This is a genomic window from Polynucleobacter sp. MG-Unter2-18, from assembly GCF_018687675.1.
Lineage (GTDB): Bacteria > Pseudomonadota > Gammaproteobacteria > Burkholderiales > Burkholderiaceae > Polynucleobacter.
The window spans coordinates 133,212-158,715 of the sequence record NZ_CP061302.1 but is presented as its reverse complement, the minus strand read 5'-3'; the positions used below and the strand labels follow the sequence as shown (position 1 = coordinate 158,715).

Annotated in this window: 27 protein-coding genes; 13 read left to right on the top strand and 14 right to left on the bottom strand. The window is 45.9% G+C overall.

All coding sequences use genetic code 11. From position 1 onward, the window contains the following. Nucleotide 1: 1 nt before the first annotated feature. The 9 genes from mraY to bioB all read right to left on the bottom strand — a co-directional run bounded on the left by mraY (nt 2) and on the right by bioB (nt 9,532). Entirely contained in the window at nt 2-1,171 is a 1,170-nt protein-coding gene (gene mraY, locus C2759_RS00880) for a phospho-N-acetylmuramoyl-pentapeptide-transferase (protein WP_215355522.1), read from the bottom strand. Beyond that, nucleotides 1,162-2,610: a UDP-N-acetylmuramoyl-tripeptide--D-alanyl-D-alanine ligase gene (gene murF / locus C2759_RS00875; RefSeq protein ID WP_251366981.1), complete on the bottom strand. Its 1,449-nt coding sequence runs from the start codon at nt 2,608-2,610 to the stop codon at nt 1,162-1,164. The genes mraY and murF overlap by 10 nt, the downstream gene beginning before the upstream one ends. Beyond that, nucleotides 2,607-4,160 (bottom strand): UDP-N-acetylmuramoyl-L-alanyl-D-glutamate--2,6-diaminopimelate ligase, encoded by a 1,554-nt coding sequence (locus tag C2759_RS00870; protein ID WP_215355520.1) that lies wholly within the window; start codon nt 4,158-4,160, stop codon nt 2,607-2,609. The genes murF and C2759_RS00870 overlap by 4 nt, the downstream gene beginning before the upstream one ends. Continuing rightward, nucleotides 4,157-5,929, bottom strand: coding sequence for a penicillin-binding protein 2 (locus C2759_RS00865; RefSeq protein WP_251366979.1), 1,773 nt, complete (start codon nt 5,927-5,929; stop codon nt 4,157-4,159). The genes C2759_RS00870 and C2759_RS00865 overlap by 4 nt, the downstream gene beginning before the upstream one ends. Next, nucleotides 5,926-6,192: a cell division protein FtsL gene (ftsL, locus tag C2759_RS00860; protein WP_046329456.1), complete on the bottom strand. Its 267-nt coding sequence runs from the start codon at nt 6,190-6,192 to the stop codon at nt 5,926-5,928. Before ftsL ends, C2759_RS00865 begins: the two co-directional genes overlap by 4 nt. After that, nucleotides 6,189-7,139, bottom strand: a complete 951-nt coding sequence (gene rsmH / locus C2759_RS00855; RefSeq protein ID WP_215355518.1) for a 16S rRNA (cytosine(1402)-N(4))-methyltransferase RsmH — start codon at nt 7,137-7,139, stop codon at nt 6,189-6,191. Before rsmH ends, ftsL begins: the two co-directional genes overlap by 4 nt. Nucleotides 7,140-7,151: 12 nt before the next feature. Then, nucleotides 7,152-7,580, bottom strand: a complete 429-nt coding sequence (gene mraZ, locus C2759_RS00850; protein ID WP_046331039.1) for a division/cell wall cluster transcriptional repressor MraZ — start codon at nt 7,578-7,580, stop codon at nt 7,152-7,154. A gap of 272 nt (nt 7,581-7,852) precedes the next feature. After that, nucleotides 7,853-8,482, bottom strand: a complete 630-nt coding sequence (gene coq7, locus C2759_RS00845) for a 2-polyprenyl-3-methyl-6-methoxy-1,4-benzoquinone monooxygenase (RefSeq protein ID WP_215355516.1) — start codon at nt 8,480-8,482, stop codon at nt 7,853-7,855. A 12-nt stretch (nt 8,483-8,494) separates the two neighbouring features. Next, a complete protein-coding gene (bioB, locus tag C2759_RS00840) occupies nt 8,495-9,532 on the bottom strand; it encodes a biotin synthase BioB (protein ID WP_215355514.1) in 1,038 nt (345 codons plus the stop codon). Nucleotides 9,533-9,621: 89 nt separating this feature from the next. Here bioB and bioA point away from each other — a divergent pair, with 89 nt between their 5' ends. From bioA to C2759_RS00820, 4 genes are read left to right on the top strand one after another with little or no spacing between them, the layout of a single operon-like run. Continuing rightward, a complete protein-coding gene (gene bioA / locus C2759_RS00835) occupies nt 9,622-10,968 on the top strand; it encodes an adenosylmethionine--8-amino-7-oxononanoate transaminase (RefSeq protein WP_215355512.1) in 1,347 nt (448 codons plus the stop codon). Next, on the top strand, nt 10,965-12,194 hold the full coding sequence (locus C2759_RS00830; protein ID WP_215355510.1) for an 8-amino-7-oxononanoate synthase: 1,230 nt from the start codon (nt 10,965-10,967) through the stop codon (nt 12,192-12,194). Before bioA ends, C2759_RS00830 begins: the two co-directional genes overlap by 4 nt. Continuing rightward, nucleotides 12,191-12,913, top strand: coding sequence for a dethiobiotin synthase (gene bioD, locus C2759_RS00825; RefSeq protein ID WP_215355508.1), 723 nt, complete (start codon nt 12,191-12,193; stop codon nt 12,911-12,913). The genes C2759_RS00830 and bioD overlap by 4 nt, the downstream gene beginning before the upstream one ends. A gap of 19 nt (nt 12,914-12,932) precedes the next feature. Continuing rightward, complete coding sequence (locus tag C2759_RS00820) at nt 12,933-14,126, top strand: M20 aminoacylase family protein (protein ID WP_215355506.1); 1,194 nt, start codon at nt 12,933-12,935, stop codon at nt 14,124-14,126. 22 nt (nt 14,127-14,148) lie between these two features. Here the strand turns inward: C2759_RS00820 and C2759_RS00815 are convergent, their stop codons facing one another. Next, complete coding sequence (locus C2759_RS00815; protein ID WP_215355504.1) at nt 14,149-14,925, bottom strand: enoyl-CoA hydratase; 777 nt, start codon at nt 14,923-14,925, stop codon at nt 14,149-14,151. 24 nt (nt 14,926-14,949) lie between these two features. Continuing rightward, entirely contained in the window at nt 14,950-16,017 is a 1,068-nt protein-coding gene (locus C2759_RS00810) for a murein transglycosylase A (RefSeq protein ID WP_371816910.1), read from the bottom strand. A gap of 10 nt (nt 16,018-16,027) precedes the next feature. Here C2759_RS00810 and C2759_RS00805 point away from each other — a divergent pair, with 10 nt between their 5' ends. Beyond that, nucleotides 16,028-16,216 (top strand): hypothetical protein, encoded by a 189-nt coding sequence (locus C2759_RS00805; protein ID WP_215356773.1) that lies wholly within the window; start codon nt 16,028-16,030, stop codon nt 16,214-16,216. Between the two features lie 13 nt (nt 16,217-16,229). On the opposite strand, the gene apaG is transcribed toward C2759_RS00805, so the two are convergent. Then, nucleotides 16,230-16,604 (bottom strand): Co2+/Mg2+ efflux protein ApaG, encoded by a 375-nt coding sequence (gene apaG, locus C2759_RS00800; RefSeq protein WP_215331843.1) that lies wholly within the window; start codon nt 16,602-16,604, stop codon nt 16,230-16,232. A gap of 49 nt (nt 16,605-16,653) precedes the next feature. Here apaG and rpe point away from each other — a divergent pair, with 49 nt between their 5' ends. The 5 genes from rpe to trpC are packed head-to-tail and all read left to right on the top strand — an operon-like array spanning nt 16,654 to nt 21,296. Continuing rightward, nucleotides 16,654-17,379, top strand: coding sequence for a ribulose-phosphate 3-epimerase (gene rpe / locus C2759_RS00795; RefSeq protein ID WP_215355500.1), 726 nt, complete (start codon nt 16,654-16,656; stop codon nt 17,377-17,379). Continuing rightward, on the top strand, nt 17,379-18,884 hold the full coding sequence (trpE, locus tag C2759_RS00790; RefSeq protein ID WP_215355498.1) for an anthranilate synthase component I: 1,506 nt from the start codon (nt 17,379-17,381) through the stop codon (nt 18,882-18,884). Before rpe ends, trpE begins: the two co-directional genes overlap by 1 nt. Then, nucleotides 18,868-19,434, top strand: coding sequence for an aminodeoxychorismate/anthranilate synthase component II (locus tag C2759_RS00785; RefSeq protein WP_215355496.1), 567 nt, complete (start codon nt 18,868-18,870; stop codon nt 19,432-19,434). Before trpE ends, C2759_RS00785 begins: the two co-directional genes overlap by 17 nt. A 24-nt stretch (nt 19,435-19,458) precedes the next feature. Then, the gene (gene trpD / locus C2759_RS00780; RefSeq protein WP_215355494.1) at nt 19,459-20,481 is read left to right on the top strand and encodes an anthranilate phosphoribosyltransferase; all 1,023 of its coding nucleotides are present in this window, start codon (nt 19,459-19,461) and stop codon (nt 20,479-20,481) included. Between the two features lie 11 nt (nt 20,482-20,492). Then, a complete protein-coding gene (gene trpC, locus C2759_RS00775) occupies nt 20,493-21,296 on the top strand; it encodes an indole-3-glycerol phosphate synthase TrpC (RefSeq protein ID WP_215355493.1) in 804 nt (267 codons plus the stop codon). Here trpC and C2759_RS00770 read toward each other — a convergent pair. Further along, the gene (locus tag C2759_RS00770; RefSeq protein WP_215355491.1) at nt 21,293-21,847 is read right to left on the bottom strand and encodes a hypothetical protein; all 555 of its coding nucleotides are present in this window, start codon (nt 21,845-21,847) and stop codon (nt 21,293-21,295) included. The two genes, trpC and C2759_RS00770, sit on opposite strands and share 4 nt — an antisense overlap. 114 nt (nt 21,848-21,961) lie before the next feature. Here C2759_RS00770 and C2759_RS00765 point away from each other — a divergent pair, with 114 nt between their 5' ends. Next, a complete protein-coding gene (locus C2759_RS00765) occupies nt 21,962-22,312 on the top strand; it encodes a hypothetical protein (protein WP_215355490.1) in 351 nt (116 codons plus the stop codon). A gap of 64 nt (nt 22,313-22,376) precedes the next feature. Here the strand turns inward: C2759_RS00765 and ychF are convergent, their stop codons facing one another. Then, entirely contained in the window at nt 22,377-23,471 is a 1,095-nt protein-coding gene (ychF, locus tag C2759_RS00760) for a redox-regulated ATPase YchF (RefSeq protein WP_046329441.1), read from the bottom strand. A gap of 39 nt (nt 23,472-23,510) precedes the next feature. On the opposite strand from ychF, the gene C2759_RS00755 reads away from it, so the two are divergent. After that, nucleotides 23,511-24,785 carry an FAD-dependent monooxygenase gene (locus tag C2759_RS00755; protein ID WP_215355488.1) on the top strand — a complete coding sequence of 425 codons (1,275 nt, stop codon included), beginning with the start codon at nt 23,511-23,513 and terminating at the stop codon, nt 24,783-24,785. Then, nucleotides 24,778-25,494, top strand: coding sequence for a DsbC family protein (locus C2759_RS00750; RefSeq protein ID WP_251366978.1), 717 nt, complete (start codon nt 24,778-24,780; stop codon nt 25,492-25,494). The genes C2759_RS00755 and C2759_RS00750 overlap by 8 nt, the downstream gene beginning before the upstream one ends. Nucleotides 25,495-25,504: the final 10 nt, after the last annotated feature.

The following is a 25,504-nucleotide window of genomic DNA, read 5'->3' as shown; positions in this document are numbered from 1 at the left end:
CTTACCTTAATTTCAGGCTGGAGAGGCCAATGAGAACTAATAAAATGGTGATGATCCAGAAACGAACTACAACTTGCGTTTCGCGCCAGCCACCCAATTCGAAATGGTGATGCAGTGGGGCCATCCTAAAAATACGACGACCTTCACCAAAACGCTTCTTAGTAAATTTGAACCAGAAAACTTGCAGCATCACTGACAGTGTTTCTGCCACGAATATCCCACCCATAACAAAGAGCACGATTTCCTGACGGACAATCACAGCAATAGTGCCGAGCGCACCACCTAGTGCAAGTGCACCAACGTCACCCATAAATACTTGAGCAGGATGTGTGTTGTACCAAAGGAATGCTAATCCCGCACCGCCCATAGCCCCACAGAAAATCATGAGCTCACCTGCGCCAGGAATATAAGGAAACAATAAATACTTTGCGTAAATCGCATTACCCATCACATAAGCAAATGCGCCTAAAGCAGCGCCTACTAATATGACTGGCATAATCACTAGACCATCTAGTCCATCCGTTAGATTAACGGCGTTACTACTTCCCACAATGACCAAGTAACTCAGAATGATGAAACCCATAACACCCAGTGGGTAACTTACCTCTTTCATGAAAGGAATAAGTAAATTTGATTTAGCTGGCAAGTCCAAAGCGAAGCCACTCTTAAGCCAATCAAAGAACAGCTGCAAAACTTTGAGGTTATTTACTTCGGACACAGAGAAAGCTAAATAAATAGCAGCAAATAAGCCAATCAAAGTTTGCCAAAAGAATTTTTCTCTCGAGGCCATTCCTTTAGGATCTTTCCGCGCTACTTTGCGGTAATCATCAACCCAACCAACCAAGCCAAACCCAAAAGTGACAATCATCACAATCCAAATAAAACGATTACTCAGATCAGCCCACAGCATGCAGGAGATAAAAATACCCAACAGAATTAATACACCACCCATCGTAGGTGTGCCTGATTTCACTAAGTGGGTTTGTGGGCCGTCTGTACGGACTGCTTGGCCCATCTTCAATGCGGTTAACTTCCGAATAACCCACGGACCGGCTGCTAAACCGATCAGCAAAGCAGTCAATGTTGCCATCACTGCTCTAAACGTGATGTAACTAAAGACTCGGAAAAATCCAAAATCATCTTGCAACCATTGCGCCAACATTAAGAGCATGTTTTAGCCTCCTCTAATAGGGCATGCACTACACGCTCCATACGCATAAAACGAGATCCCTTAACCAAAATATCTAAATGCTGCTGCTTGCTTGACTCGTGGTCTACTAGTGCCAAATTAAGCTCTTCAATCAACTGATCTAATGTAGCGAAATGAGTAGCGCTACTACTAGGCGAAAACTTCTGTGACTCATTAAATTTCTGCACCGCAAATTTGCACTGCTCTCCGAATGCAAATAACTTGCTAACGCCCTGCTCTGCAGCATAGGCGCCAACCTCCTCATGGAAGCCAGGGCCTTGATCGCCAACTTCACCCATATCACCCAACACCAACCAAGAAGTATTTCCAGACTGTTTAAGCGCATCGATAGCAGCTCTCACAGAATCGGGGTTAGCGTTATAGCTATCATCAATCAAAGTACGATCTGCATTTAAAGGCTTGGATTGCATACGTCCATTTACTGGGACAAAAGATTCCAGACCTGCTTGAATTTGCTCCAAACTTAAACCAGCACCCAAGGCAACTGCGCTAGCTGCTAATGCATTACGCACATTGTGATTTCCTAAGGTGTTGAGCTGGACCTCAATCTTGCCGAGTTCTGTTGCAATCTCAATTTTTCCGTTAGCGGTTAACTTACCTAAAACAGAAGCCTTATATAATTCAGAGTTAGCAGACAAAGCAAAGTCAATTACCTTGCGACCTGCAGCAGCTTGATACCAAACATCAGAAAATGGAGAATCCGCAGGAAATACTGCGACACCGTCTGTAGGGAGCGAACTTAAGGCGCTTCCATGTTCTTTTGCAACCGCCTCCACAGTCGCCATGAATTCTTGATGCTCTCGCTGAGCATTATTAATCAGAGCAATATTAGCTTGGGCAATGACTGCTAACTCTGCCGTTTCACCAGGATGATTCATACCCAGCTCAATTACCGCTAAGCGGTCAGTTAGTCGCATGCGCAATAAGGTTAAGGGCAGGCCAATATCATTATTGAAGTTACCTTTAGTAACCAGTGTGCGTTCTTCACCGACAGCAGCCTTAAAGATGGAAGCAATCATCTCTTTTACGGTGGTCTTACCATTTGAGCCAGTTACCAAAGCTACGGGGATAGAAAATTGTGTACGCCATGCCTTCGCCAGCTCACCTAAACCTTGCTTAACATCTTGGACACATACTGCAGCTAAGCTTATAGGGCACTTTTCCTTTTGACTAACGAGTGCTGCACTTGCACCGGCTTTAGCGACATCACCCAAAAAATCGTGTGCATCAAAACGTTCGCCCGCTAAAGCAATAAATAATTCGCCAGACTGAATCTGACGACTATCACTGCCAACACGAGAAATAGCAATCTCTCGTGCAGATTCTGTATCAGTGTGAATCAGCTGGCTGCCTGGCAACATGGCATGAACTTGAGCAAGAGTGGTCATAGGCGTACTCATACGCTACCCCCTGCTGCTAATCGAATGTGCTCTTGATCGGAAAAATCAAATTTCTTACCATTGATTTCTTGAGTTGACTCATGGCCTTTACCAGCAACCAAGACAATATCTTTGACATCAGCATTTCGTACCGCAGCCATAATGGCAGCCGCCCTATCAGGTAGCGCTTGAACATTTCCTAAATCACCTGACATACCAGATTGAATCATGGCAATAATGGATACTGGATCTTCGGATCGAGGGTTATCGCTTGTAATCACAATATGATCAGCAAACTCTTGAGCTGCACGACCCATTTGGGGGCGCTTACCTAAGTCTCGATCACCCCCGCAACCAAAGACACACCATACTTTTCCATTGCGTTGATTTGCAATTGGGCGCAATGCGGTCAATGCTTTAGTGAGGGCATCTGGTGTATGTGCATAGTCCACCACAATCAATGGGCCTTCAGTTCTCTGCGCTTTATTCAGGCAAATCACTTCCATACGTCCTGGAACAGCACTTAGCTTATTCATGCGTTTAGAAACATCCCCTAGACTCATACCTTGAGCTAGCAGAACGGTCCAAACAGCAAGGCAATTGCTGAGATTGAATTCACCCAAAACCGCAAGCTGAATGGCGCTTGAGCCTATAGCATCGCAATTAAATTGAGATTTATAATCAGCATTTGTAAATAAAGTGTTTTCCGTATAGCTACGCTTCAGACGATCACCAAATTTTTCAAATCCATTAAATGCATTACTGCTTAAGGCATAGCCCCATACTTGAGGACCATCGCCAGCAAGTAGCTTCATCGCCAATTCTCGCCCGAATACATCATCAAAATTGATGACAGCATTTTTAAGTTGGGGCAATGTAAATAGCTTTGCTTTTGCTTCAGCGTACTCCCCCATAGTGTCGTGATAATCCAAATGATCTTGAGTCAAATTGGTAAATACAGCACTACGAACATCCAATCCAGCAACACGATCTTGATCTAATGCATGAGAAGAAATCTCTATAGCAAGATTCTGAGCTCCTTTATCAAGCAATTCTTTTAGTTGGGTCTGTAATTGCGGCGCATCTGGCGTGGTGTAACCAGTCTGAATGAGTGCACCCGGAAACCCAGTACCCAATGTACCCAATACTGCAGTGCGATGATTAGGTTCATCCATAGCCTGTGCCAGCCACTGAGTAATACTGGTTTTTCCATTGGTACCTGTGACACCGATGACATTGAGATTTTTGCTTGGGTAGTCATACCACTCCGCGCAGAGTTCTCCAGCTAAGACTGCTAAATTCTCGACAGCAAAACATCCTGGGTTATTTAAGTATTCATTCGCAATACCATCGGCAGGATCGAACACTACTGCCGCTGCACCATTTGCTAGGGCAGCTGCAATGTAATCACGACCATCTCGCAGGGCATTACCATGACCAACAGCGTATGCAAAGAAGATATCGCCAGGATCAATTTGACGGCTATCCGCAGTCACTTTTGCATTCGCTGAAGTGAGATCACGTAGATGTGAAATTAAAAGATGGGGTTCAATATAGACCATTGCCATCATCTTTTTAAAACCGCTGCATTTGTTTTCACTGTAGCAATCTGAATTTCTGTAGGATTTATATCCTGCAGTGTCATCTGCTTCATATTGCTATCTGGCAATACATTTAACGTACGCAGGGTCTCACTCACAATAGTGGAAAAAACTGGCGCAGCAACATCACCACCATAATGACTACCAGCAGTCGGCTCATCAATCATGACGGCAACCACAATGCGAGGGGCGCTGATTGGTGCTAGACCTGCAAAGTAAGCGCGGTATTTATTGCCATAGCCCTTACCTACTAATTTATGCGCTGTACCTGTTTTTCCACCAACTCGATAACCTTCAGCTTGCGCTTTAATGGCAGTCCCACCAGGCTCAGTTACTGACTCCATCATGCTACGCATCTCAATGGCTGTCTTAGCAGAAATTACCTGTGTACCAGGCTTAAAATCTGGACTTCGCTCGATCGTAAGGGGTACTAACTCGCCATCACGCGCAAAGATTGTGTACGCGCGAGCAACCTGAAAGAGTGAGCCTGAAATGCCATAGCCAAACGAAATTCGCGCCTGATCTGTTGGCATCCATTTCTTATAGGGATGGACCGTACCAGCTACGGCACCTGGGAAGCCAATCTTCGGTGCCTGACCCAAACCAACCGATGTATAAAAATTCCACATCTCTTCCGCAGATAAATTATTCATCGCAATTTTGGCCGTACCAATATTGCTAGATTTCTGAATAATTTGAGAAATAGTTAAGTTGCTGTAAGGGTGGGTATCTGTAATCGGTTTTGGACCCACCAAGTACTTAGCACCAATCACCATATTGGTATTTGGTGTGATGGCACCCTTCTCCAAAGCAATTGCCACGGTTAACGGTTTTATTGTTGAGCCAGGCTCAAAGGTGTCGGTCAAAACGCGATTACGTAACTGCTCACCCGTTAACTTCTTACGATCGTTTGGGTTATAGCTCGGGTAATTTGCTAAAGCCAAGATTTCGCCAGTCTGCGTATCCAAGACGACTGCGCCACCAGCACTTGCACGGTGCTGCTCAACCGCATTTTTAACAGCGTTATAGGCCAGAAACTGAATCTTGCTGTCAATAGAAAGTTGCAAATCCTTACCGTTTTGCGGTAACTGCAAAATGGCAACATCTTCAACTACGCGACCGAGGCGATCTACAACTACTCGACGAGCGCCTGGGTGCCCAGCCAATTCTTTTTCTCTTGAAAGTTCCATGCCTTCTTGGCCACGATCTTCCACGTTTGTAAAGCCAACAACGTGCGCCATCGCTTCACCTTCTGGGTAAAAGCGACGATATTCGTTATTTAAGCCAATGCCCGGAATTTCCAATTGCTTAATCTGTTGCGCTACAGCTGGATCTACTTGGCGTTTCAAAAAAATCTGCTTACGATCCTCTTTTAACTTTTTACGTAATTCAGATTCACTTAGCTGCAATAGTTTGGCTAACTTCTGAACCTTATCTGCGGCTAAATCATCGGGGACAGTATCGTTATAAGCGATCACCGACTTTGCCTCTAAGCTCGTAGCAATCACTTGGCCATTGCGATCTAATATCTTTCCACGTGAAGCAGGTAATTCCAATTCACGCTGTGTACCACGTACACCTTTGGCTTCATAAAAAGCATTTCCCGGACCCTGAATCCAAAAAGCGCGGATTAACAGCAGCATGAACACGAAGAACAACATGAATAGCATTAGGCGTGACCGCCACATCGGCAGACGCAATACTAGATTGGGCGTAGTTGAAAAACCTACAGTCCTCATCTAGCCTCCTTTAAGTACAAAGTACGCTCTGGAGATATGGGAGCCATGTGCAACTGATTGCGAGCAACATCGCGAATTCTTGCAGACTTTGATAGATTGCGCTGCTCATACTCCAAGCGTAGCCAGTCTTGATTGAGTTTGCGCTCCTCGATTTGTGCGCGATCTAAGGAAATAAATAATTTACGTGCTCGCTGTTGAGCTGCTACCAAAGATAGTGCACAAACTAATAGCAATACCAATAAGGTGAGCGTAGCGCGATTCAAGCTAATACCCCTGTACGTTTTTCAGCAACACGCATGATGGCGGAACGAGCACGGGGATTTTCTCGAACCTCTTCATCACTTGGCTTGACGCGCCCAATAATTTCTAAAGCACTTTGAGGTAAATCTCTATCGCGGACAGGTAGTCCACGTGGTACTTCAACTTTGGCATGCGACTGCAAAAACTGTTTCACAATCCGATCTTCGAGAGAGTGAAAGCTAATCACTGCTAAGCGTGCACCTGGCTTTAATAAATTGAGCGCTGCTTTTAATCCGAGCTCTAAATCTTCTAACTCACGATTAATAAAAATACGGAGTGCTTGGAAAGTACGAGTCGCAGGATCTTGACCAACTTCTCTTGTACGAACCACGCCGGCTACCAGGCCTGCTAATTGCAAGGTTGTTTTTGGAGATAAGCCTTCTTCTCGCTTTGCCACAATGGCTTTAGCAATCTGAAATGCAAAACGTTCCTCACCGTAAGTCTTAATCACGTAAGTGATGTCCTCTTGTGATGCTTGCTCCAACCACTCCGCTGCTGTTAGGCCTTGGTCTGTGTTCATGCGCATATCGAGCGGACCATCCTTGCGAAAAGAGAACCCACGATGTGCTTCGTCCACTTGTGGAGAGCTGATACCGAGATCTAACAGAATTCCATCGACGGATTCTGGATCTGCGTACTGATCCATCTGCGCAAAACTGTCGTGAACGATGCGTAAACGGGAGTCGTTGATTTTTTCTGCTACTGCGATCGCATCCAAATCCTTGTCGAAAGAAATCATTCGCGCATTCGCAGGTAGTTGCGCTAGCAATGCTTGAGTATGACCACCGCGCCCAAAGGTTCCATCGATCAAAAGTAGATTTTTTGAAGCTGCGGGGGAAGTGATCAGCGGTCCACTGACCAGCGCTGTCACCGCCTCGGCCAGTAATACTGGGCGATGAGTTATGTTCATGGCGCCCTGTCATCAAAAATTAAATTGCTTCAGGGCTTCAGGCATACCTTGTGCGATGGCAGCCTGTTCTTTTGCAGCGTAAGTAGCGGCGTCCCACAACTCTAGATGACTACCCATGCCGAGCAGCATCACTTCTTTTTCAATGCCAGCGGCTGATCGCAACTCTGGGCTCACCAAAATTCTTCCGGCGCCGTCCAAATCGACTTCTGCAGCGTTGCCAAGAAAGATGCGGCGCCACCAATGGGCATCCATTGGCAATTGCGCAACACGTGAGCGGAAGGTTTCCCACTCAGGTCGAGGGAATAGCAGCAGGCATCCGTCGGGGTGTTTTGTGAGCGTAATTCGGCCCTCACCTTGAACTAACAAGGCGTCACGATGCTTTGCCGGCACAGACATGCGGCCTTTTGCATCTAAATTGAGAGCTGACGCACCTTGAAACACCATTTACCCCACTTTTTCACACTTCCTCCCACTTTAGAGGATCGTAATAAGAGGGTCAAGTCTTTTTGGCTTATTTTTTAGGAAATTTCCTAGTGATTACAAACACTTAGCGTCATATGTTAATAAAATGGTGCTTATAAAAATGCTACTTGAAACAATGGCTTGGAAAATATACTTAAGAATAGGTCTTAGCTATTTAGCCTAATAATAGGTAAATATACTGTATTAATACACAGTATATTAAATAAAAATATTCGAAAAATTAGTAACGGCTAAATTTTATAAGCGGTGCTTGTCATCACTTTAGACATGACCTGCATCAGACTCTGAATGGGCTTCGGCAAGACCGCTCCACCAGCCAAAATGGCGGCCTGTCCATGCTCAATTTCATCGATGCGCATTTGGTCAACAATTGCACGAGAACGTTCATCTTCTAATGGCAATGTTTCGAGATGACTCTCGAGGTGATTCTCTACCTGTTTTTCTGTTTCAGCAACAAATCCAAGACTCCACTTATCGCCCGCTAAGCCAGCAACCAAGCCGATTGCAAAGGATCCTGCATACCAAATTGGGTTGAGATAACTAGTGTGTGAGCCCAACTCTTGGAGGCGTGTTTCACACCAAGCTAAATGATCCATCTCTTCTTGGCCAGAGTCATCTAACATCTGCCGAATTTCAGGGTTGCGAGCTACTAATTTTTGAGCCTGATAAAGAGCTTGAGCGCAGACCTCGCCCACATGATTCACGCGCATTAACCCAGCTGCATGTTCTCTCTCTTTGGCATCCAATAATCCACTAGATGGAGTATTTGAACCCGGCATTGGGCGATGAGCATGAGCGCCCCCGACTACCGAACGTAGGGCTGTATCAAACTCAGTAATGAAGCGATCAATTAGCGCCATAAGCCTGAGAAACTAAACTAAAACCTCTGTTTTGCTACTTTGCTTAGTCTTCAAACCTAGTTCAGCCAATAGCTCGCGGTCTTGTTCTGCCTCAGGATTACCGGTAGTGAGTAGTTGCTCACCATAAAAAATCGAATTGGCCCCAGCCTGAAAGCACATAGCCTGAACTGCCCTACCCAACTCCTGACGTCCAGCCGAGAGGCGCACACGCGCACGCGGCATAGTGATACGAGCTACAGCAATGGTTCTCACAAATTCGAGCGGATCCAAGGGTTTCTGATCTGCCAAAGGGGTTCCAGCCACAGGAACCAAATGGTTAATTGGTACTGACTCTGGATACGGACTTAAATTAGCCAAACGCGCCAAGAAGGCTGCACGTTGTTCACGAGACTCACCCATGCCCACAATACCGCCACAACACACTGACATGCCTACGGCACGCACATTAGAGATCGTGTCCAAACGGTCTTGATAGCCCCGAGTAGAGATAACTGAGCGATAGAAGTCCTCGCTGGTATCCAGGTTGTGGTTGTAGAAGTCTAAGCCTGCCTCTTGGAGGGCTTGAGCCTGATTGGGCTCCAGCATCCCCAGAGTCGCGCAGGTTTCAAGGCCCAAAGCCTTCACGCCCTTGATCATGGCCGTGACTTTTTCAATATCACGATCTTTGGGCTCCCGCCAAGCAGCACCCATGCAAAAACGGTTTGATCCGGCAGCTTTGGCAGCTTTGGCAGCCTCAAGCACCTCATCTAAATCCATCAACTTGTTCGCCTTGACATCAGTGTCATAACGAGCCGCCTGAGGACAATATCCACAATCCTCTGGGCAACCGCCGGTCTTGATTGACAAAAGCGTAGCCAATTCCACATCACCATCAGGGAAGTTGGCACGATGGGTCTCTTGTGCCTTGAACATCAAGTCACTAAATGGCAGAGCAAATAGAGCCTCAACCTGGGCTACCGACCAAGCACCCAAAGCGTCAACCTCTTTATGTAAATCCTTTTGAGATTTGACTTGGGTGAGGGGTTTTTCAATAGTTTGCGTGGCCTGCATGGTCGAATTCCAGAAAATAGATCAATTCAAGGCATAAACATAACAGATAGAAGCCTAAATTAGGAAAAACTAGTGGTCAAATACCAAACATGAAGCTTATTTCTGATCCAAATCAAACCTCTCTGGTTGATCGCAGCCTAGATGCTGTTTGGCATCCCTGCACTCAGATGAAGCATCACGAGTCATTACCATTAATTGCCATTACTAAAGGTAGGGGTGCTTGGCTCTTTGATGACCAGGGCAATGCCCTCCTCGATTGCATTAGCTCCTGGTGGACCAATCTATTTGGCCACTCCAATCCGCGCATCAATCAGGCCATTACAAGTCAACTTGAAAAAATTGAGCATGTCATGCTCGCTGGCTTTACCCATCCCCCTGTAGTGGAGCTATCCGAAAAACTATCTGCTTTAACTCAAGGCCACTTAGGTCACGTATTTTTTGCATCCGATGGTGCGTCTGCAGTAGAGATTGCTTTAAAGATGAGCCACCACTTCTGGCGACTGAGTAATCATCCCCAAAAGAAAAAATTTGTCTGCCTAGAAAATGGTTATCACGGTGAAACTTTAGGTGCATTAGCAGTCACTGATGTTGCGATATTTCGAGAAGCGTATGGATCGCTATTGCAAGATGTCTTTACCGTACCTTCACCTGATTCACGAAAAGCGCAGCTTGGTGAAAGTGCTGACGATGTCGCCATGCGAGCAGCAGAAAAATTAGAAGAGTTACTAAAGGCAGAGCATCATCATATCGCCGCAATCATTGTTGAGCCGCTTGTTCAATGCGCCGGACAAATGGCAATGTACTCTCCTGGATATTTACGCCTTGTAAGATCACTCTGTGACCGTTACAACATTCATCTCATCGCCGATGAGATCGCAGTAGGCTGTGGTCGATCAGGAAAGTTCTTTGCTTGTGAACATGCGGGAATTTGGCCGGACTTCTTGACGCTCTCTAAGGGCATCAGCGGTGGATATCTGCCGTTGTCACTCTCTATGACAACTGACAAAATTTATCAGGCCTTCTATGGCGATCAACTGCAACAAGGTTTCTTGCACTCGCATTCCTATACAGGTAACCCATTAGCATGCGCTGCTGCACTCGCCTGCTTAGACATTTTCGAAACTGAATCTGTTCTTGAAAAAAACATTGAACGCAACAAAGATCTCGCTAGTGCATTTGCTTGGGCAAAAGTAGATCCTCGCATTGAACATTGGCGTCAGCAAGGCATGATCCTGGCATTTGATGTCAAACCTGAATCACTCCAGCGTAAAACTACTTTTACACGAGAGATCTTTTCTGCAGGAATGGCAGAAGGTATTCTCATCAGACCCATTGGTAATACGATTTACGTCATGCCGCCGTATATTCTCTCTTCAGAAGAAATGATGCGAATGGGTATCTCTGTACAGCGCGCGCTCAATCAGGTGCTGGTATGAGTACAAACTTTAAAGCTCGAGCTATGGCAGAGCACCAGATTGACGACCTAGATGCGCAATTACTTAGACGCAAATTGCGTACCACCGCGTCACCCTGTGATACCAAGGCTCAAGTTGACCAACGAGAACTCAAGGCGTTTTGTAGTAACGACTACTTGGGCCTAGCAAATCATCCTGAATTAGTTGCTGCGCTTGCCGAAGGTGCAAAACGATATGGGGTTGGTAGCGGTGCGTCACACTTAATCAGTGGTCACAGCATTGCGCATGATCTACTTGAAAAAAAATTAGCGGCTTGTGAGAGTAAATATATTCCCAATCCAAGAGCACTATTTTTTAGTACTGGCTATCTTGCCAACATCAATGCGATTACCGGTCTAAGTAAACTTGCTAATCAAGGTGAAGTCAGTATTTATTCAGCCAAACTCAATCATGCCTCTTTGATTGATGGTGTACGTCTAGCAAGTTCACAAACTAAAGCTAAAGTGACTTTGTTTGATCACCAAAATCTCGATTTTCTAGAAGAAGTATTACAGCAAGATGCGCACCCACTTAAATTGATTGTGGTCGATGGGGTCTTCAGTATGGATGGGGATATTGCGCCCGTAAAAAATCTACTTCGGATTGCTGAACAATATGATGCGCTGCTGATGGTAGATGATGCGCATGGCTTTGGAGTGCTTGGCGAACAGGGCCATGGCATTCTGGAGCAATCGGCCGTGCATTCAGAAAGGATTATTTATGTTGGCACGCTTGGCAAAGCAGCTGGTGTCAGCGGCGCATTTATTTGTGCAGCTGCGCCTTTTATTGAATGGCTGATCCAAAAAGGGCGTCCCTATATTTATAGTACCGCTACGCCGCCTGCGATTGCACACACCCTACTTACTAGCTTGGAACTCATCGAGGGCAAGGAAGGTATTGCACGTCGTAAACAATTAAATCAATTGATTCAAATTTGGCGCAATGAAATGACTTTCCAGCGCTGGGAAAAAACACCCTCATCAACCCCAATTCAGCCTGTGATCTTAGGAAGCAATGCCAGTGCATTGGCAGCCGCCAAGCTCTTAGATGAGGCAGGTTATTGGATTCCAGCAATTCGACCACCTACCGTACCCGTCGGTAGCTCGCGTCTACGTATCACTTTTTCTGCAAATCATAGCGTTGATGATTTACGAGAGCTGATCAAGACATTGCAGGTAATTGAGCAAGAAGTAAAAAGTAACTTATGACACCAAGAACATCTAGCAGTTTTTTTGTCACTGGTACTGATACTGAAGTTGGCAAAACTTTGGTTAGCGGCGCACTCATTCTGAAATTGAGGGAAGATGGTATTCGCACCATAGGCTTCAAACCGGTGGTTGCAGGGACTTATGTTGATGCTAGCGGCCAAAAACTCAATGAAGACTTGGAGACATTGCGGATTGCTTCAGGATTAAATGCTCACGAGCAAAGTCTTTGTCCATTTGTTTTAGATGTGGCAGCAGCCCCCCATCTCGTTGCCAAGCAAAATAAGGTGCATTTAGATGCCACCCGAATCTTAGATGAATTCAATGCATTGGCCTCAGCATTTGATTCGGTAGTAGTTGAAGGCGCAGGCGGGTTTTTGGTCCCGCTAAACGAGCAGGAAGATTTGGGGGATGTAGCGCAGGCGATGGATTTACCAGTCATTCTGGTAGTAGGCATGCGCTTAGGTTGCATCAATCATGCCCTACTCACTTGCGAAGCAATTGTGTCGCGCCAGTTGACAATTGCGGGCTGGGTAGCCAATACACTTTCAGAGGAAATGCCTCTTTTAGATGAGAATATTCAAACCTTAGAGGAACGAATATTTGCGCCATTTTTAGGCATTATTCCCACCCTGCCTCCGCATCTTCAGAAATCAGAGAATGCCCCCTATTCCATTGAGGCCTTACGATTTGCTGCAGGACACATAAAACTGCCTGAATAAATTCAGATAAGATAAAGCTATGCGATTACTTCCAGAAATCATAGACTCCGCATCAGCTATTCAAGAGATTCGCCGCAACATCCATGCGCATCCAGAATTGCGTTTTGAAGAAAATCGTACTTCCGATCTTGTGGCTGAAGCGCTTTCGAGCTGGGGAATCACGGTTTATCGCGGCCTTGGGAAAACTGGAGTTGTCGGAAAACTGGATGGGGACTTAGGTTCAGGCAAGATGATTGGATTGCGTGCCGACATGGATGCACTGCCATTACAAGAACACAATAACTTTGAACATACTTCAAAGAATCCCGGCAAGATGCATGCCTGTGGTCATGATGGTCACATTGCCATGCTACTAGGTGCTGCTCAATACTTATCTAATCATCGAGACTTTACCGGTTCAGTAATTTTCATTTTTCAGCCTGCCGAAGAAGGTGGTGCTGGCGCGCAAGAAATGATTAACGATGGACTCTTTAAGCAATTTCCTTGCGATGCTGTCTTTGGTCTGCACAACTGGCCAGGACTTGCCGAAGGGCATTTTGGCGTGACGTCTGGCCCAATGATGGCATCAAGCAATACTTTTGAAATCACTATTCGAGGTAAAGGTGGACATGCCGCCTTGCCACACAATAGTGCTGACCCTGTACTTGCGGGGGCTCAAGTTGTCCAAGCCCTGCAAAGCATCATTACTCGTAATAAACGCCCTGTGGATGCAGCAGTCTTATCGGTCACACAGTTTCATGCGGGCGAGACAAGCAACGTGATTCCAGATAGCGCCTTTATTGGCGGAACCGTTCGCACATTCACCTTAGAAGTTTTGGATTTGATTGAAAAACGCTTACGAGAAATCTCTCATAACGTATCTAGCGCATTTGACTGTCAAGCTGAAGTCAGCTTTGCTCGCAACTATCCTCCACTCATCAATCATGACAAGGAAGTAAGTTTTGCAAGCGAGGTCATGAGTGAACTGGTTGGAGCGCAAAACGTCAATACCTCTATCGATCCAACAATGGGCGCAGAAGACTTCGCATTCATGCTCCTGGAGAAACCTGGTTGTTATGTATTTCTAGGCAATGGTGATGGCGATCACCGCTCGGTAGGTCATGGCATGGGCCCATGCCATCTTCACAATCCTTCTTATGACTTTAATGACGCGCTGATCCCAGTAGGAGTCAGCTATTGGGTCAAGCTAGCTCAACGCTACTTGGAAAAATAATTCACTCTGATTGCTAATGCTTTTACGAGTTCGTAAATTGAGCTGGGCGCTTTTCCATAAAAGCTGCCATGCCTTCTTTTTGATCATGAGTCGCAAAGCACGAATGGAATAAACGACGCTCAAAATGAATACCTTCTGAGAGCGTAGTTTCATAAGCCGCATTAATTGCTTCTTTCACCATCATTGCAGTTAGCAGCGGCATATCCGCAATTGTCTTAGCAATTGCTTTCACTTCTTTTAGTAAATCTGCTTGCGGGAAAATACGAGAAACAAGTCCAGAGCGCTCAGCCTCAGCTGCATCCATCATGCGACCTGTTAAAGCTAAATCCATTGCTTTTGCTTTTGAGACTGCGCGCGGTAAACGCTGCGTACCACCAGCCCCAGGAATGATTCCTAGCTTTACTTCCGGTTGCGCAAACTTAGCGCTGTCTGCTGCCATGATGGTGTCGCACATCATCGCTAACTCACATCCGCCGCCAAGAGCGTATCCAGATACTGCAGCAATCACTGGCTTGCGTACTTTTTTTATCTCTTCCCAGTTGCGCGAGATAAAGTCACCGCGATAGACGTCAGCAAAACCATATTTAGCCATTGTTGCAATATCTGCACCAGCTGCAAATGCCTTTTCACTGCCGGTAATAATGACGCAGCCAATATTGTCATCAGTATCAAAACCCAACAGCGCCTCACCTAATTCATTCATTAACTCATCATTTAGGGCGTTTAATACTTGAGGACGATTGAGGGTAATGACGGCAACTTTGCCATCCACTTCAGTCAATATGGTGTTGTAGGTCATCGATCTCTTTCAAAAATAACTTGTTCAGCGAGGCAACAATAACCACATCTTGCCATCTTGCTTCATGCGTCCCGCCAACTCACCTGCGGAATCGCCTGATCCCCAATAGTAATCCGCCCGCACCCCGCCCACAATGGCTTTACCTGTATCTTGAGCCATTACTAACTTTTGCAAGGTTTGACTACTTAGCGGCTTAGTGGTGCTTAAAAATACTGGGGCGCCTAAAGGCATGGCTTTCAAATCAATAGCAATGCTACGCTCAGCAGTTAAAGGCACGCCCAATGCGCCATTAGGCCCCAGATCGGCACTGACGTTACTTGGCAACTCTTTAAAGAACACAAATCGAGGATTGGCATTAAGCATCTCCTCTACTCGACCTGGGTTGCGCTTGGCCCATGCAGAAATACCCTGCATCGTTGCCTCACCGCGCGTAATCTCTTTGCGATCAAGCAACCACTGGGCAAAAGACTTGAATGGCTGATCATTGGTGCCGGCATAACCGAGTCGTAATACGCGCCCATCTTCCAAACGAATTTTTCCAGATCCTTGAATTTGCATAAAAGCGGCAGCTACAGGATCTTGCACCCACGCGATTTCTGAGCCTCGAAGCACACCGGAGCTCATGAGCTCAGCACGTGCTGGCGCAGGGCTTGGTTTTGAGCCTTTCCAGGCATTTGGCAGGCTGTATAAGGGAACGGAATAGATAGCTGTGCGAGTCTGGGAGCCATTCATGACAGGCTCGTAATAACCGGTGATTAGCCCAGATTCGTTACCTGTAGCGCTGTTACGCACTTCGTACACCTGAAAGTTTCCCTCAAAATATTGGCGTATCGCACGTCCATCACGACCTGAAATCGTTGAAGCTTGGGGGCACACCTGGCGCCAATTAATTTCGCTATTGCGTTTACGCAAAGCATCACAACTCTTGAGCCAAGCTGGCCAAGCCTGGGTTAAATCATCCTCTTGCCAGCCGGGCAAGTCCTGCCACGAGACGGATCGGAAGCTAGCGATAGAGGAGCTGTAGCTAGTTGGCGCAGCACCACTAGATCGATAAGCAGATCCTCGGGTAGAAGGCGTAGAGCAAGCAGCCAATAAGCTGGCAATGCTGACAGCGAATACACTGCAGACAAAGACTCGCGAAGTATTTTTGCGACTTATCAATTTGGATATGGAAATCATGATTGCCAATTTACTCGATGAATACCCCATGATCTTGTTTGCCTTGGAGGGTGGCTTAGCCTTAGCCCTGCTGCTTTTTATCGTCCTGTGGACCGGTAAGGGAAAAAAATAGAGCTTTTGAGACCCTAGTGCAAGGTTCTGGGCATCACTAAAGCAAATTCAGGGATTGGGGCCTGGAAAAACTGAGCTTCTTCAGTGACACAGAAATACTCTCCACGCATTGTTCCCGCTGGCGTTGGTAAGGTGGCCCAACTGGTGTACTCAAACTGCTCCCCCGCGCGCAGCAGCGGTTGTTGGCCTACCACTCCCAAGCCACGCACTTCCTGGACATCATTTTCCCCATCGGTAATAAACCAATGGCGGGCGATTAGCTGGATGCTGGCCGTACCGGTGTTTTTAATAGCGACCGTGTAGGCAAAGGCAAACTGACGATTATCTGGGTCAGACTGGTCGGCCAAATACTGGGTTTTGACCGTAATGCTGATTTCATGAGGATTCATGCTCGAATTCTGCTCCATCCTGAGTCCAACTGCAAGCTAGAATCTAGGGATGGACAGTCAGAAATCACCCTCAAATAGCCAGTTTGTCATTGCCCCCTCCATTTTGTCGGCTGACTTTGCTTGCCTCGGCAAGGAAGTTCAGGATGTTCTCTTGGCGGGTGCAGACTGGATTCACTTTGATGTGATGGACAACCACTACGTCCCCAACCTGACTATTGGCCCCTTGGTTTGCGAGGCAATTCGTCCACACGCAACAAAAGATGGCAAGCCAGCGATGATTGATGTGCACCTCATGGTGGAACCAGTAGATCGCATCATTCCAGATTTTGCAAAAGCAGGTGCAAACCTGATTAGCTTTCATCCAGAGGCCAGTCCTCATGTGAACCGCACAATTAATTTGATTCGCGACCAAGGTTGTCAGGCTGGCTTGGTTTTAAATCCTGCGACGCCGCTACATCACTTAGATCACACACTTGAGTTACTTGATCTAGTTTTATTGATGTCGGTTAATCCAGGGTTTGGTGGTCAGTCATTTATTCCGAGTACGCTAGATAAGATCGCTCAAGTACGTGCGCGTCTAGATCGCCATCAACAAGAAACTGGTCGCCATATTCGTCTTGAAGTGGATGGCGGCATTAAGGTCGACAACATTGCAGAAGTAGCCAAAGCTGGAGCAGATACTTTTGTTGCAGGCTCTGCAATCTTTGGCAAAGATAATTATGCAGACGTTATAAAAGCGATGCGCACAGAACTAGCGAAGTCAGGGAAAGCGTAATGCAGCACGATGAATTTCTTGCCCTCGCAAAACAGGGTTTCAATCGCATTCCATTGGTGAAAGAAGTTTTAGCTGACTTAGAGACGCCACTCTCGCTATACGTCAAGCTCACTCAAGCCTTTGGTCAAAAGAATACCTATCTACTTGAATCTGTTCTGGGTGGTGAGCGCTTTGGTCGCTTCTCATTTATTGGCTTACCTGCAAAAACTGTTTTGAGAACAGTGGGTACGCCTGATGCACCACTCACCGAAGTACTCTTCAACGACAAGGTAGTTGAAAGTAATCATGACAACCCGTTGGATTTTGTAGACGCGTATTTTAAGCGCTTTAAAGTTGCAGTTCAGCCCGGACTCCCACGCTTCTGTGGCGGTCTTGCAGGCTACTTTGGGTATGACACAGTTCGCTATATTGAGTCGCGTTTAGCAAAACACCATCTGCCAGATGAATTGGGTGTGCCTGATATTCAGTTGATGCTCACTGAAGAGTTGGCGGTTATTGATAATGTTGCAGGTCGCATTTATTTAATTGTTTACGCAGACCCCAGCGTGACAGATAGCTTTGATAAGGGCCAAGCTCGATTAAAAGAATTGCTTGCTTGCTTAAGCAAACCTGTGAGCATGCCAGCCTCATTACCAAGCACTAAAACAGAATTAATCCGCAAGTTCAAAGCAGCAGATTTTGAAAATGCCGTCCTCAAAACCAAAGAATATATTTTGGCTGGCGATTGCATGCAGGTAGTGATTGGCCAGCGCATTAGTAAACCATTTACAGATTCACCACTCAGTCTATACCGTGCATTGCGCTCTTTAAATCCATCACCTTATATGTACTTCTATGACTTTGGTGATCTGCAAGTAGTCGGTTCATCACCAGAGATCTTGGTGCGACAAGAGCAACGTGAGAGCCAGAAGATTGTGACGATTCGTCCATTAGCTGGCACACGCCCTCGTGGTGCGACACCCGAAGAAGATGAGCGCCTTGCTACAGAATTACTTGCCGATCCAAAAGAGATCGCAGAGCATGTGATGTTAATTGACTTAGCACGCAATGATGTAGGTCGTATCGCAAAGACTGGGACCGTCAAAGTGACAGACTCTATGTCGATTGAAAAATATTCTCACGTACAGCACATTGTGAGCTCTGTTGAAGGCGAGCTATTAGACAATATGAGCAATATGGATGTTCTGCGTGCAACTTTCCCTGCCGGCACTTTATCGGGCGCCCCTAAAATTCGGGCGATGGAAATTATTGATGAGATGGAAATTGTGAAACGCGGAGTTTATGGTGGTGCTGTTGGCTACCTCTCCTTCTCTGGAGATATGGATGTAGCGATTGCCATTCGTACCGGCGTGATTCGTGAAGGTGTACTGCATTCTCAAGCGGGTGCTGGTGTGGTGGCAGACTCTGACCCTACTGCCGAATGGAAAGAAACCGAAGTGAAAGCTCGAGCAGTTTTAATGGCAGCGGATTTAGTGCAAGGAGGACTCGATGCTCCTCATGATTGATAACTACGATTCATTTACCTACAACCTCGTTCAGTATTTTGCAGAACTTGGCGAGGAGGTGAAGGTCTTCCGCAATGATGAAATTTCCGTTGAAGAGATTGCCAAGATCAATCCTGCACGTATTTGCATTTCACCAGGGCCCTGCAGTCCAGCGGAGGCAGGAATTTCTGTAGCCGCAATTCAACGCTATGCTGGACAAATTCCTATTCTCGGCGTCTGCCTTGGACATCAAGCAATTGGCGAGGCTTTTGGCGGACAAATTGTTCGGGCCCAGAAAGTCATGCATGGCAAAACGGATGATATTCACCATACAGGTGTTGGCGTTTTCAAAGATTTACCCAATCCATTCAAAGTAACGCGTTATCACTCACTTGCTATTGAAAAGAGTTCATTGCCAGCCGTTCTTGAGGTAACAGCCACTTCTTCTGATGGTGAAATTATGGGTGTACGTCATAAAGAACTCGCGGTAGAAGGTGTGCAGTTCCATCCAGAATCGATTCTTTCTGAGCATGGTCATGCGTTGCTGAAGAACTTCTTACAAGCCAAATAACTTACAGGCACTAGGTCGATTTCCATGTCCATTACTCCACAGCAAGCACTACAGCGTTGCATTGAACATCGTGAACTCTCTCATGATGAGATGACTGCCATGATGCGCCTGATTATGAGTGGTGAGATGCCACCAACTTTAGTTGCTGGCCTACTCGTTGCCCTGCGCACCAAAAAGGAGACTGTTGGTGAAATTGCAGCAGCTGCCCAAGTCATGCGTGAATTTGCGACGCCAGTACATGTTGAGGATAGAAAAAATTTAGTTGATGTAGTGGGTACAGGTGGAGACGGCGCTCACACTTTCAATATTTCTACAGCTGCCATGTTTGTCGCCGCAGCGGCTGGTGCAAAAATTGCTAAGCATGGCAATCGCAGCGTGAGTAGCAAATCCGGTAGCGCAGATATTTTGGAGTCCTTAGGCGTGAAGCTGTCGCTTTCACCAGAGCAAGTCGCGAAGTGTATTTCTGAGGTGGGTGCGGGCTTTATGTTTGCTCCAAACCATCACCCTGCAATGAAGAATGTTGTGCCAATTCGCAAAGATTTGGGTGTGCGTACAATTTTTAATATCCTAGGGCCTCTTACAAACCCAGCAGATGCTAAGCGCATCCTAATGGGCGTGTTCCATGCAGACTTAGTCGGCATTCAAGCTCGGGTATTGCAAGCAATGGGAATGGATCATGCATTAGTGGTTTATGGCCGTGATGGCTTGGATGAGATCTCTCTCGAGGGCCCCACTCTCGTTGGTGAATTAAAAGATGGTGAAGTTCGTGAATATGAGATTCATCCAAAAGACTTTGGTTTAAGTACGGCACCTACCAGTAGCTTTAAGGTGGCCGATGCCGAAGAATCTAAGGCGATTGTTTTAGATGTGCTCAATAAAAAATCCGGCCCAGCAAGTGATATTGTTAGCCTCAATGCTGGTGCAGTACTTTATGTAGCTGACGTAGTGCCAAGCATTGCTAGCGGCATTCAGATGGCGCAAGCAGCGATTGCATCTGGTGCTGCTCGTCAAAAGCTAGACCAATTTGTAGCTGCAACCCAAAACTAATTAAGATCTTCATGAGCGATATCCTCGACAAAATTGTTGCTACCAAGAAAATAGAGATCGCTGCCGATTTGAAAAAAATTTCTTTAGCTAATCAGCGCGATCAGGCCGAAGAAAATAATCGTAATGTACTGTTAAAGCCGCGAGGCTTTATTCAATCTATTGAGCGCAAAATCACAGCAGGTAAAGCTGGCGTCATTACCGAGATTAAGAAAGCCAGCCCTAGCAAAGGAATCTTGCGAGAGGATTTTCAGCCGGCGGAGATTGCTCAATCTTATGAAAAAAATGGGGCAGCCTGTTTATCTGTGCTCACGGATAAGGAGTATTTTCAGGGGACTAATGCTTACCTTCAGGCTGCAAGAGCTGCATGCAATATTCCAGTTTTACGCAAAGACTTTACGATCAACCCGTATCAAGTCTATGAAGCAAGGGCAATCGGTGCTGATGCTGTTTTGCTCATTGTGGCCTGCTTAGATCTCAATCAAATGAAGGAGCTAGAAGCTTGTGCTCATGAACTCGGTCTCGATGTCCTCGTTGAAGTTCATAACGCTCCCGAGCTAGAGCAAGGCCTTGAATTAAAAACGCCATTGCTAGGAATCAATAATCGTAACCTGAAGACTTTTGAAGTTACCCTTCAAACAACCCTCTCCTTGCTATCAATGGTTCCTTCTGGAAAAACTCTGGTTACCGAATCTGGAATCATGAATCGTGCGGATGTGCAATTGATGCGCGATCATCAGATCAATGCATTCTTGGTAGGCGAGGCCTTTATGCGCGCTAATGACCCGGGTGTGGCTTTAAGTGAGCTATTTAATTAAGCCATCTTAGAAGACTTAAGTAAATCAAGTCCAGCTTTAATAAGGCCAATCAGTAGAACTGTTCCCAACAGATCACCCAACAGCATGACAAGGAAGTGATTGAAGCTTCCGGTCTCATCAAGACCCCTGACTAGAAACCACCATTGATGCAAGCCTGCACTTAGTACGGCATAGATCAAAATACAGAAGGCTAATTTTGGTAAGCTCAAATTACCCAGATCGGGCGAGATATTTACATTACTCACCACAAAAATTCTTGCTAAGTAAGGAGCAAATCCAGATATTAATCCCACGCCAATACAAGTGATCAGCTCTGGCGGAAAATCACCTAGGTAGGAAATTAAGAATGAGGTGACTGCAATACCAAGAGCACCTGATAAGCCAAAGACGAGAGTCAAAAATAAACGCAGGCCAGCAGGAAGATAAATCCAATTCACTCCCAAGCCGTATGCCAAATAAGTCGTCAACCATGCATTGAGATAAAACAAAATTGTGTACGTTACCGCACTAATTAAAAAGCCTAAATTCCACTCTAGGAGTATTTTTTTCATGATTGCCGACATATCTATTTATTTAATAGTATGTCATGCTAGTAATTAAATTTTTGCAGGTTTATATTCCTGTCGTTAACCCTATAGCTAATAGCCCACAAACCTCAATCACTTATGTCCACCGATAAATCCTCTTGCTATATTCGTTTTTTAAATCTAATTGATGTTCTTGACCGCATCAATACTGGGAAAAAACTCGATTCCATTGAAGAAAGTCTGTTGGACAAAATTATTCTGAGCTTTCATGCCAAGCAGTCAATCTTAGTTGGCGACCTGATTTCCCTTTCTGATCTGGGCTCCCAAGCGACCCTCCACGGACGACTGAAGAACCTCAGCGCCAGGGGTTATATCAAAATGGCTGCAAATGAAGATGGGCGTAAAAAAGAAGTGATTCCTAGCAAGATCGCCATCAAACGCTATGAAGAAATTTCCAAGTGTCTAGAAAAGGCTGTCAAAGCGGGTTAATAACTTCCCGCAAGAAAGCAAAAAAGCCCTTATTACTAAGGGCTTTTTCTTTAAGGATGATGCTTTAAACGTTAAAGAGGAAATTTAATACATCACCATCTTTAACAACATACTCTTTACCTTCGGCACGCATCTTGCCAGCCTCTTTGGCACCAGATTCGCCCTTGAATTGCACAAAGTCTTCATATGCAATAGTTTGCGCACGAATAAAGCCACGTTCAAAGTCCGTATGAATCACCCCAGCAGCCTGGGGGGCAGTATCACCTTGATGAATGGTCCAGGCGCGAACCTCTTTAACACCAGCGGTAAAGTAGGTCTGTAGCCCTAATAGCTTATAACCCGCACGAATTACGCGATCCAATCCAGACTCCTCCATACCTAGGTCGGCAAGAAACTCCGCTTTATCAGCATCATCCAAATCAGCAATCTCAGCCTCGATTGCAGCGCATACCGCCACTACTGGGGCGCCCTCTTTGGCTGCATGCTGAATAACCGCCTCTAAATGAGGATTATTTTCAAAACCGTCTTCTTTAACGTTAGCGATATACATTGCCGGCTTTGCTGTGATTAAGCAGAGTGGCTTTAAGAGCAAGTTTTCTTCTTCAGTCAGCTTCATGCTGCGTACCGGCTGAGCTTGATCTAAGTGAGCCTGCACTTTGGTCAGCACAGCCACTAAGGCTGTAGCCTCTTTGTCATTACCTGACTTTGCCGCCTTACTTGAGCGCTGTAGCGTTTTTTCAACTGTAGTTAAATCTGACAGAGCCAATTCGGTGTCAATCACGGCAATATCGGAGATTGGATCAATCTTTCCGGCTACGTGGATCACATTTGCATCCTCAAAACAGCGCACCACATGGGTAATGGCGTCAGTTTCACGAATATTGGCTAAAAATTGATTCCCTAGACCTTCGCCTTTGGAGGCACCAGCCACTAATCCCGCAATATCGACAAACTCGACAGCTGCAGGCAGGATGCGCTCGGGCTTTACAATCTCAGCCAAAGCGGCAAGACGGGGGTCAGGAACCTCGACCACTCCTACATTAGGCTCGATCGTGCAGAAAGGATAGTTTTCTGCCGCGATTCCAGCCTTGGTAAGCGCGTTAAAGAGGGTAGATTTGCCGACGTTAGGCAGGCCGACGATGCCACATTTCAAAGACATGGCTGTATTGTAAAGGGCTAGTTTCGATATCATCGAGATATGTCAGAAGTTCACCCAAATACCTCGATTAAATTACCTAAAAATACCTCTCAGATACGGACTGTAGATATTGCCGTAGTCGGCGGAGGCATAGTGGGCAAGGCTTGTGCTTTAGGTCTAGCGCAACTTGGACTGCAAACGGTTCAGATTGCCCCCGATTTAGGTCAAGTGGTTGCTGCCCCCGAGGGCAGTCAATGGGGACAACGTATCTATGCTTTTTCTCCCGGCACCCAAAAACTATTAACCCATCTACAAGTTTGGGATGCCGTTGATCACAGTCGTATGCAAGCTGTTCGAGATATGCGTATTTTTGGCGATCGCGGTGAAAACCAGGATCAGCTGCATCTATCCGCTTTTGAAGCAGGCATTCCCCAGTTAGCCTGGATTGGCGAATCGAATCTGATCGAACACACCTTGGATCAAGCCTCACGCTTCCAAAATAAATTAGAGCGTATGAATGGCGCAGTCGAAAAAATTAAAACCATTGCTGATGGGGTTCTACTCCACCTAAAAGATGGTTCAAGCTTGAGAGCCCAACTCCTGATTGCTGCTGATGGTGCTAATTCACCCATCCGCTCGGAGTTGGGGATTTCTGCAAAAGAGGAAAGCTACTCGCAAAATGCCGTGGTAGCCAATTGGATTTGCAGTAGTGCCCATTTAGAAACTGCTTATCAATGGTTTTTACCAGGCGGCGATATTGTGGCAATGTTACCGCTACCAAATAAACAAGTATCGATGGTATGGTCAACCTCGCCAGAAAATGCTGCGGATCTTTTAAAACTAGATTTTTCAGGCTGGGCTGAAAAGTTTTCCTCGATTGCTAATGGAGCAATAGCTGCTCAACTTGGGGAGCTCAAGCTCAATTCGATACCAGCCACTTTTCCTCTTAGAAGAATTCAGGCGAGTCGCTTCATTGGCCCAGCTGAAAATCCCAAGGTTGTGCTGATTGGAGATGCGGCTCATGTCATTCATCCATTAGCAGGACAAGGCTTAAATTTAGGCCTCAGAGATGTTGCATCACTACTTCACGTGCTGAGTAAACGAGAATCTTTTCGACTACTCAATGACATAGTGCTACTGCGTCGCTATGAAAGACAACGTCAAGGCGACACCAGCGCATTACTTTGGGTAACAGATAAACTTAAAAAACTTTTTTCAGCAAGTAGTAGTACTGAAAGGCAATTACGTAATTGGGGGCTGGGTATGGTCAATCGCAGTCACTTCATTAAACGGCGCCTCATTGAGCGCGCGCTTGGAGATGCTGATTTTGAATAAATTACTTTCTACTCTCTCTTTAGCTTGCTCTCTAATATTTTTAGTAGGAATAGTCAACGCGCAATCGGAACAGCAAGTTCGATCTGAACTCCAAAAGAAGATTGGCCAAAACACCAAAATCAAAAGTGTCTCTCAATCACCCATTTCCGGCATATATGAAGTATTAGTTGGAAATGAAATTTTTTATACCGATGCGAATAGTAAATATTTAATCCAAGGCGAAATCATTGAGATCGCTACTGGGAAAAATATTACGGAGCAAAAACAGGCAGACCTCAATCGCATTAAATGGTCTGAACTCAATTCATCAAATGCTTTAAAAGTAGTGCGAGGTAATGGCAGTCGACAGTTAGCTGTTTTTTCCGACCCGAATTGTGGCTACTGCAAGCGTTTAGATAAATCCTTGCAGCAATTAGATAACGTTACGGTCTATACCTACCTTATTCCGATTCTCTCAGCTGACTCCGCGCAAAAGTCGAAACAAATTTGGTGCTCTGCAGATCCCCAAAAAGCCTATGTTGATTGGATGATCAATGGCATTACACCTACCGGTAAGGGCGACTGCAGCACACCTTTAGATAAAAATATGGCCTTTGCCAAAACCTATGGCATTACAGGTACGCCTACTATTTTCTTTACTGATGGCAGTCGCTTTCCAGGTGCAGTTCAAATCACCGATATTGAAAAGAAATTTAGCAGTCTGAAGTGAGAGGTAATCC

Coding starts and splice junctions, on each gene's coding strand:
- mraY (WP_215355522.1), bottom strand. CDS start 1,171: ATGCTCTTAATGTTGGCGCAATGGTTGCAAGATGATTTTGGATTTTTC.
- rsmH (WP_215355518.1), bottom strand. CDS start 7,139: ATGAACATAACTCATCGCCCAGTATTACTGGCCGAGGCGGTGACAGCG.
- bioD (WP_215355508.1), top strand. CDS start 12,191: ATGACACCAAGAACATCTAGCAGTTTTTTTGTCACTGGTACTGATACT.
- coq7 (WP_215355516.1), bottom strand. CDS start 8,482: ATGGCGCTAATTGATCGCTTCATTACTGAGTTTGATACAGCCCTACGT.
- C2759_RS00870 (WP_215355520.1), bottom strand. CDS start 4,160: ATGATGGCAATGGTCTATATTGAACCCCATCTTTTAATTTCACATCTA.
- trpD (WP_215355494.1), top strand. CDS start 19,459: ATGTCCATTACTCCACAGCAAGCACTACAGCGTTGCATTGAACATCGT.
- C2759_RS00820 (WP_215355506.1), top strand. CDS start 12,933: ATGCGATTACTTCCAGAAATCATAGACTCCGCATCAGCTATTCAAGAG.
- murF (WP_251366981.1), bottom strand. CDS start 2,610: ATGAGTACGCCTATGACCACTCTTGCTCAAGTTCATGCCATGTTGCCA.
- rpe (WP_215355500.1), top strand. CDS start 16,654: ATGGACAGTCAGAAATCACCCTCAAATAGCCAGTTTGTCATTGCCCCC.
- C2759_RS00785 (WP_215355496.1), top strand. CDS start 18,868: ATGCTCCTCATGATTGATAACTACGATTCATTTACCTACAACCTCGTT.
- trpC (WP_215355493.1), top strand. CDS start 20,493: ATGAGCGATATCCTCGACAAAATTGTTGCTACCAAGAAAATAGAGATC.
- C2759_RS00770 (WP_215355491.1), bottom strand. CDS start 21,847: ATGAAAAAAATACTCCTAGAGTGGAATTTAGGCTTTTTAATTAGTGCG.
- C2759_RS00830 (WP_215355510.1), top strand. CDS start 10,965: ATGAGTACAAACTTTAAAGCTCGAGCTATGGCAGAGCACCAGATTGAC.
- C2759_RS00755 (WP_215355488.1), top strand. CDS start 23,511: ATGTCAGAAGTTCACCCAAATACCTCGATTAAATTACCTAAAAATACC.
- C2759_RS00865 (WP_251366979.1), bottom strand. CDS start 5,929: ATGAGGACTGTAGGTTTTTCAACTACGCCCAATCTAGTATTGCGTCTG.
- bioB (WP_215355514.1), bottom strand. CDS start 9,532: ATGCAGGCCACGCAAACTATTGAAAAACCCCTCACCCAAGTCAAATCT.
- C2759_RS00815 (WP_215355504.1), bottom strand. CDS start 14,925: ATGACCTACAACACCATATTGACTGAAGTGGATGGCAAAGTTGCCGTC.
- bioA (WP_215355512.1), top strand. CDS start 9,622: ATGAAGCTTATTTCTGATCCAAATCAAACCTCTCTGGTTGATCGCAGC.
- trpE (WP_215355498.1), top strand. CDS start 17,379: ATGCAGCACGATGAATTTCTTGCCCTCGCAAAACAGGGTTTCAATCGC.
- C2759_RS00765 (WP_215355490.1), top strand. CDS start 21,962: ATGTCCACCGATAAATCCTCTTGCTATATTCGTTTTTTAAATCTAATT.
- apaG (WP_215331843.1), bottom strand. CDS start 16,604: ATGAATCCTCATGAAATCAGCATTACGGTCAAAACCCAGTATTTGGCC.
- C2759_RS00805 (WP_215356773.1), top strand. CDS start 16,028: ATGCTGACAGCGAATACACTGCAGACAAAGACTCGCGAAGTATTTTTG.
- ychF (WP_046329441.1), bottom strand. CDS start 23,471: ATGTCTTTGAAATGTGGCATCGTCGGCCTGCCTAACGTCGGCAAATCT.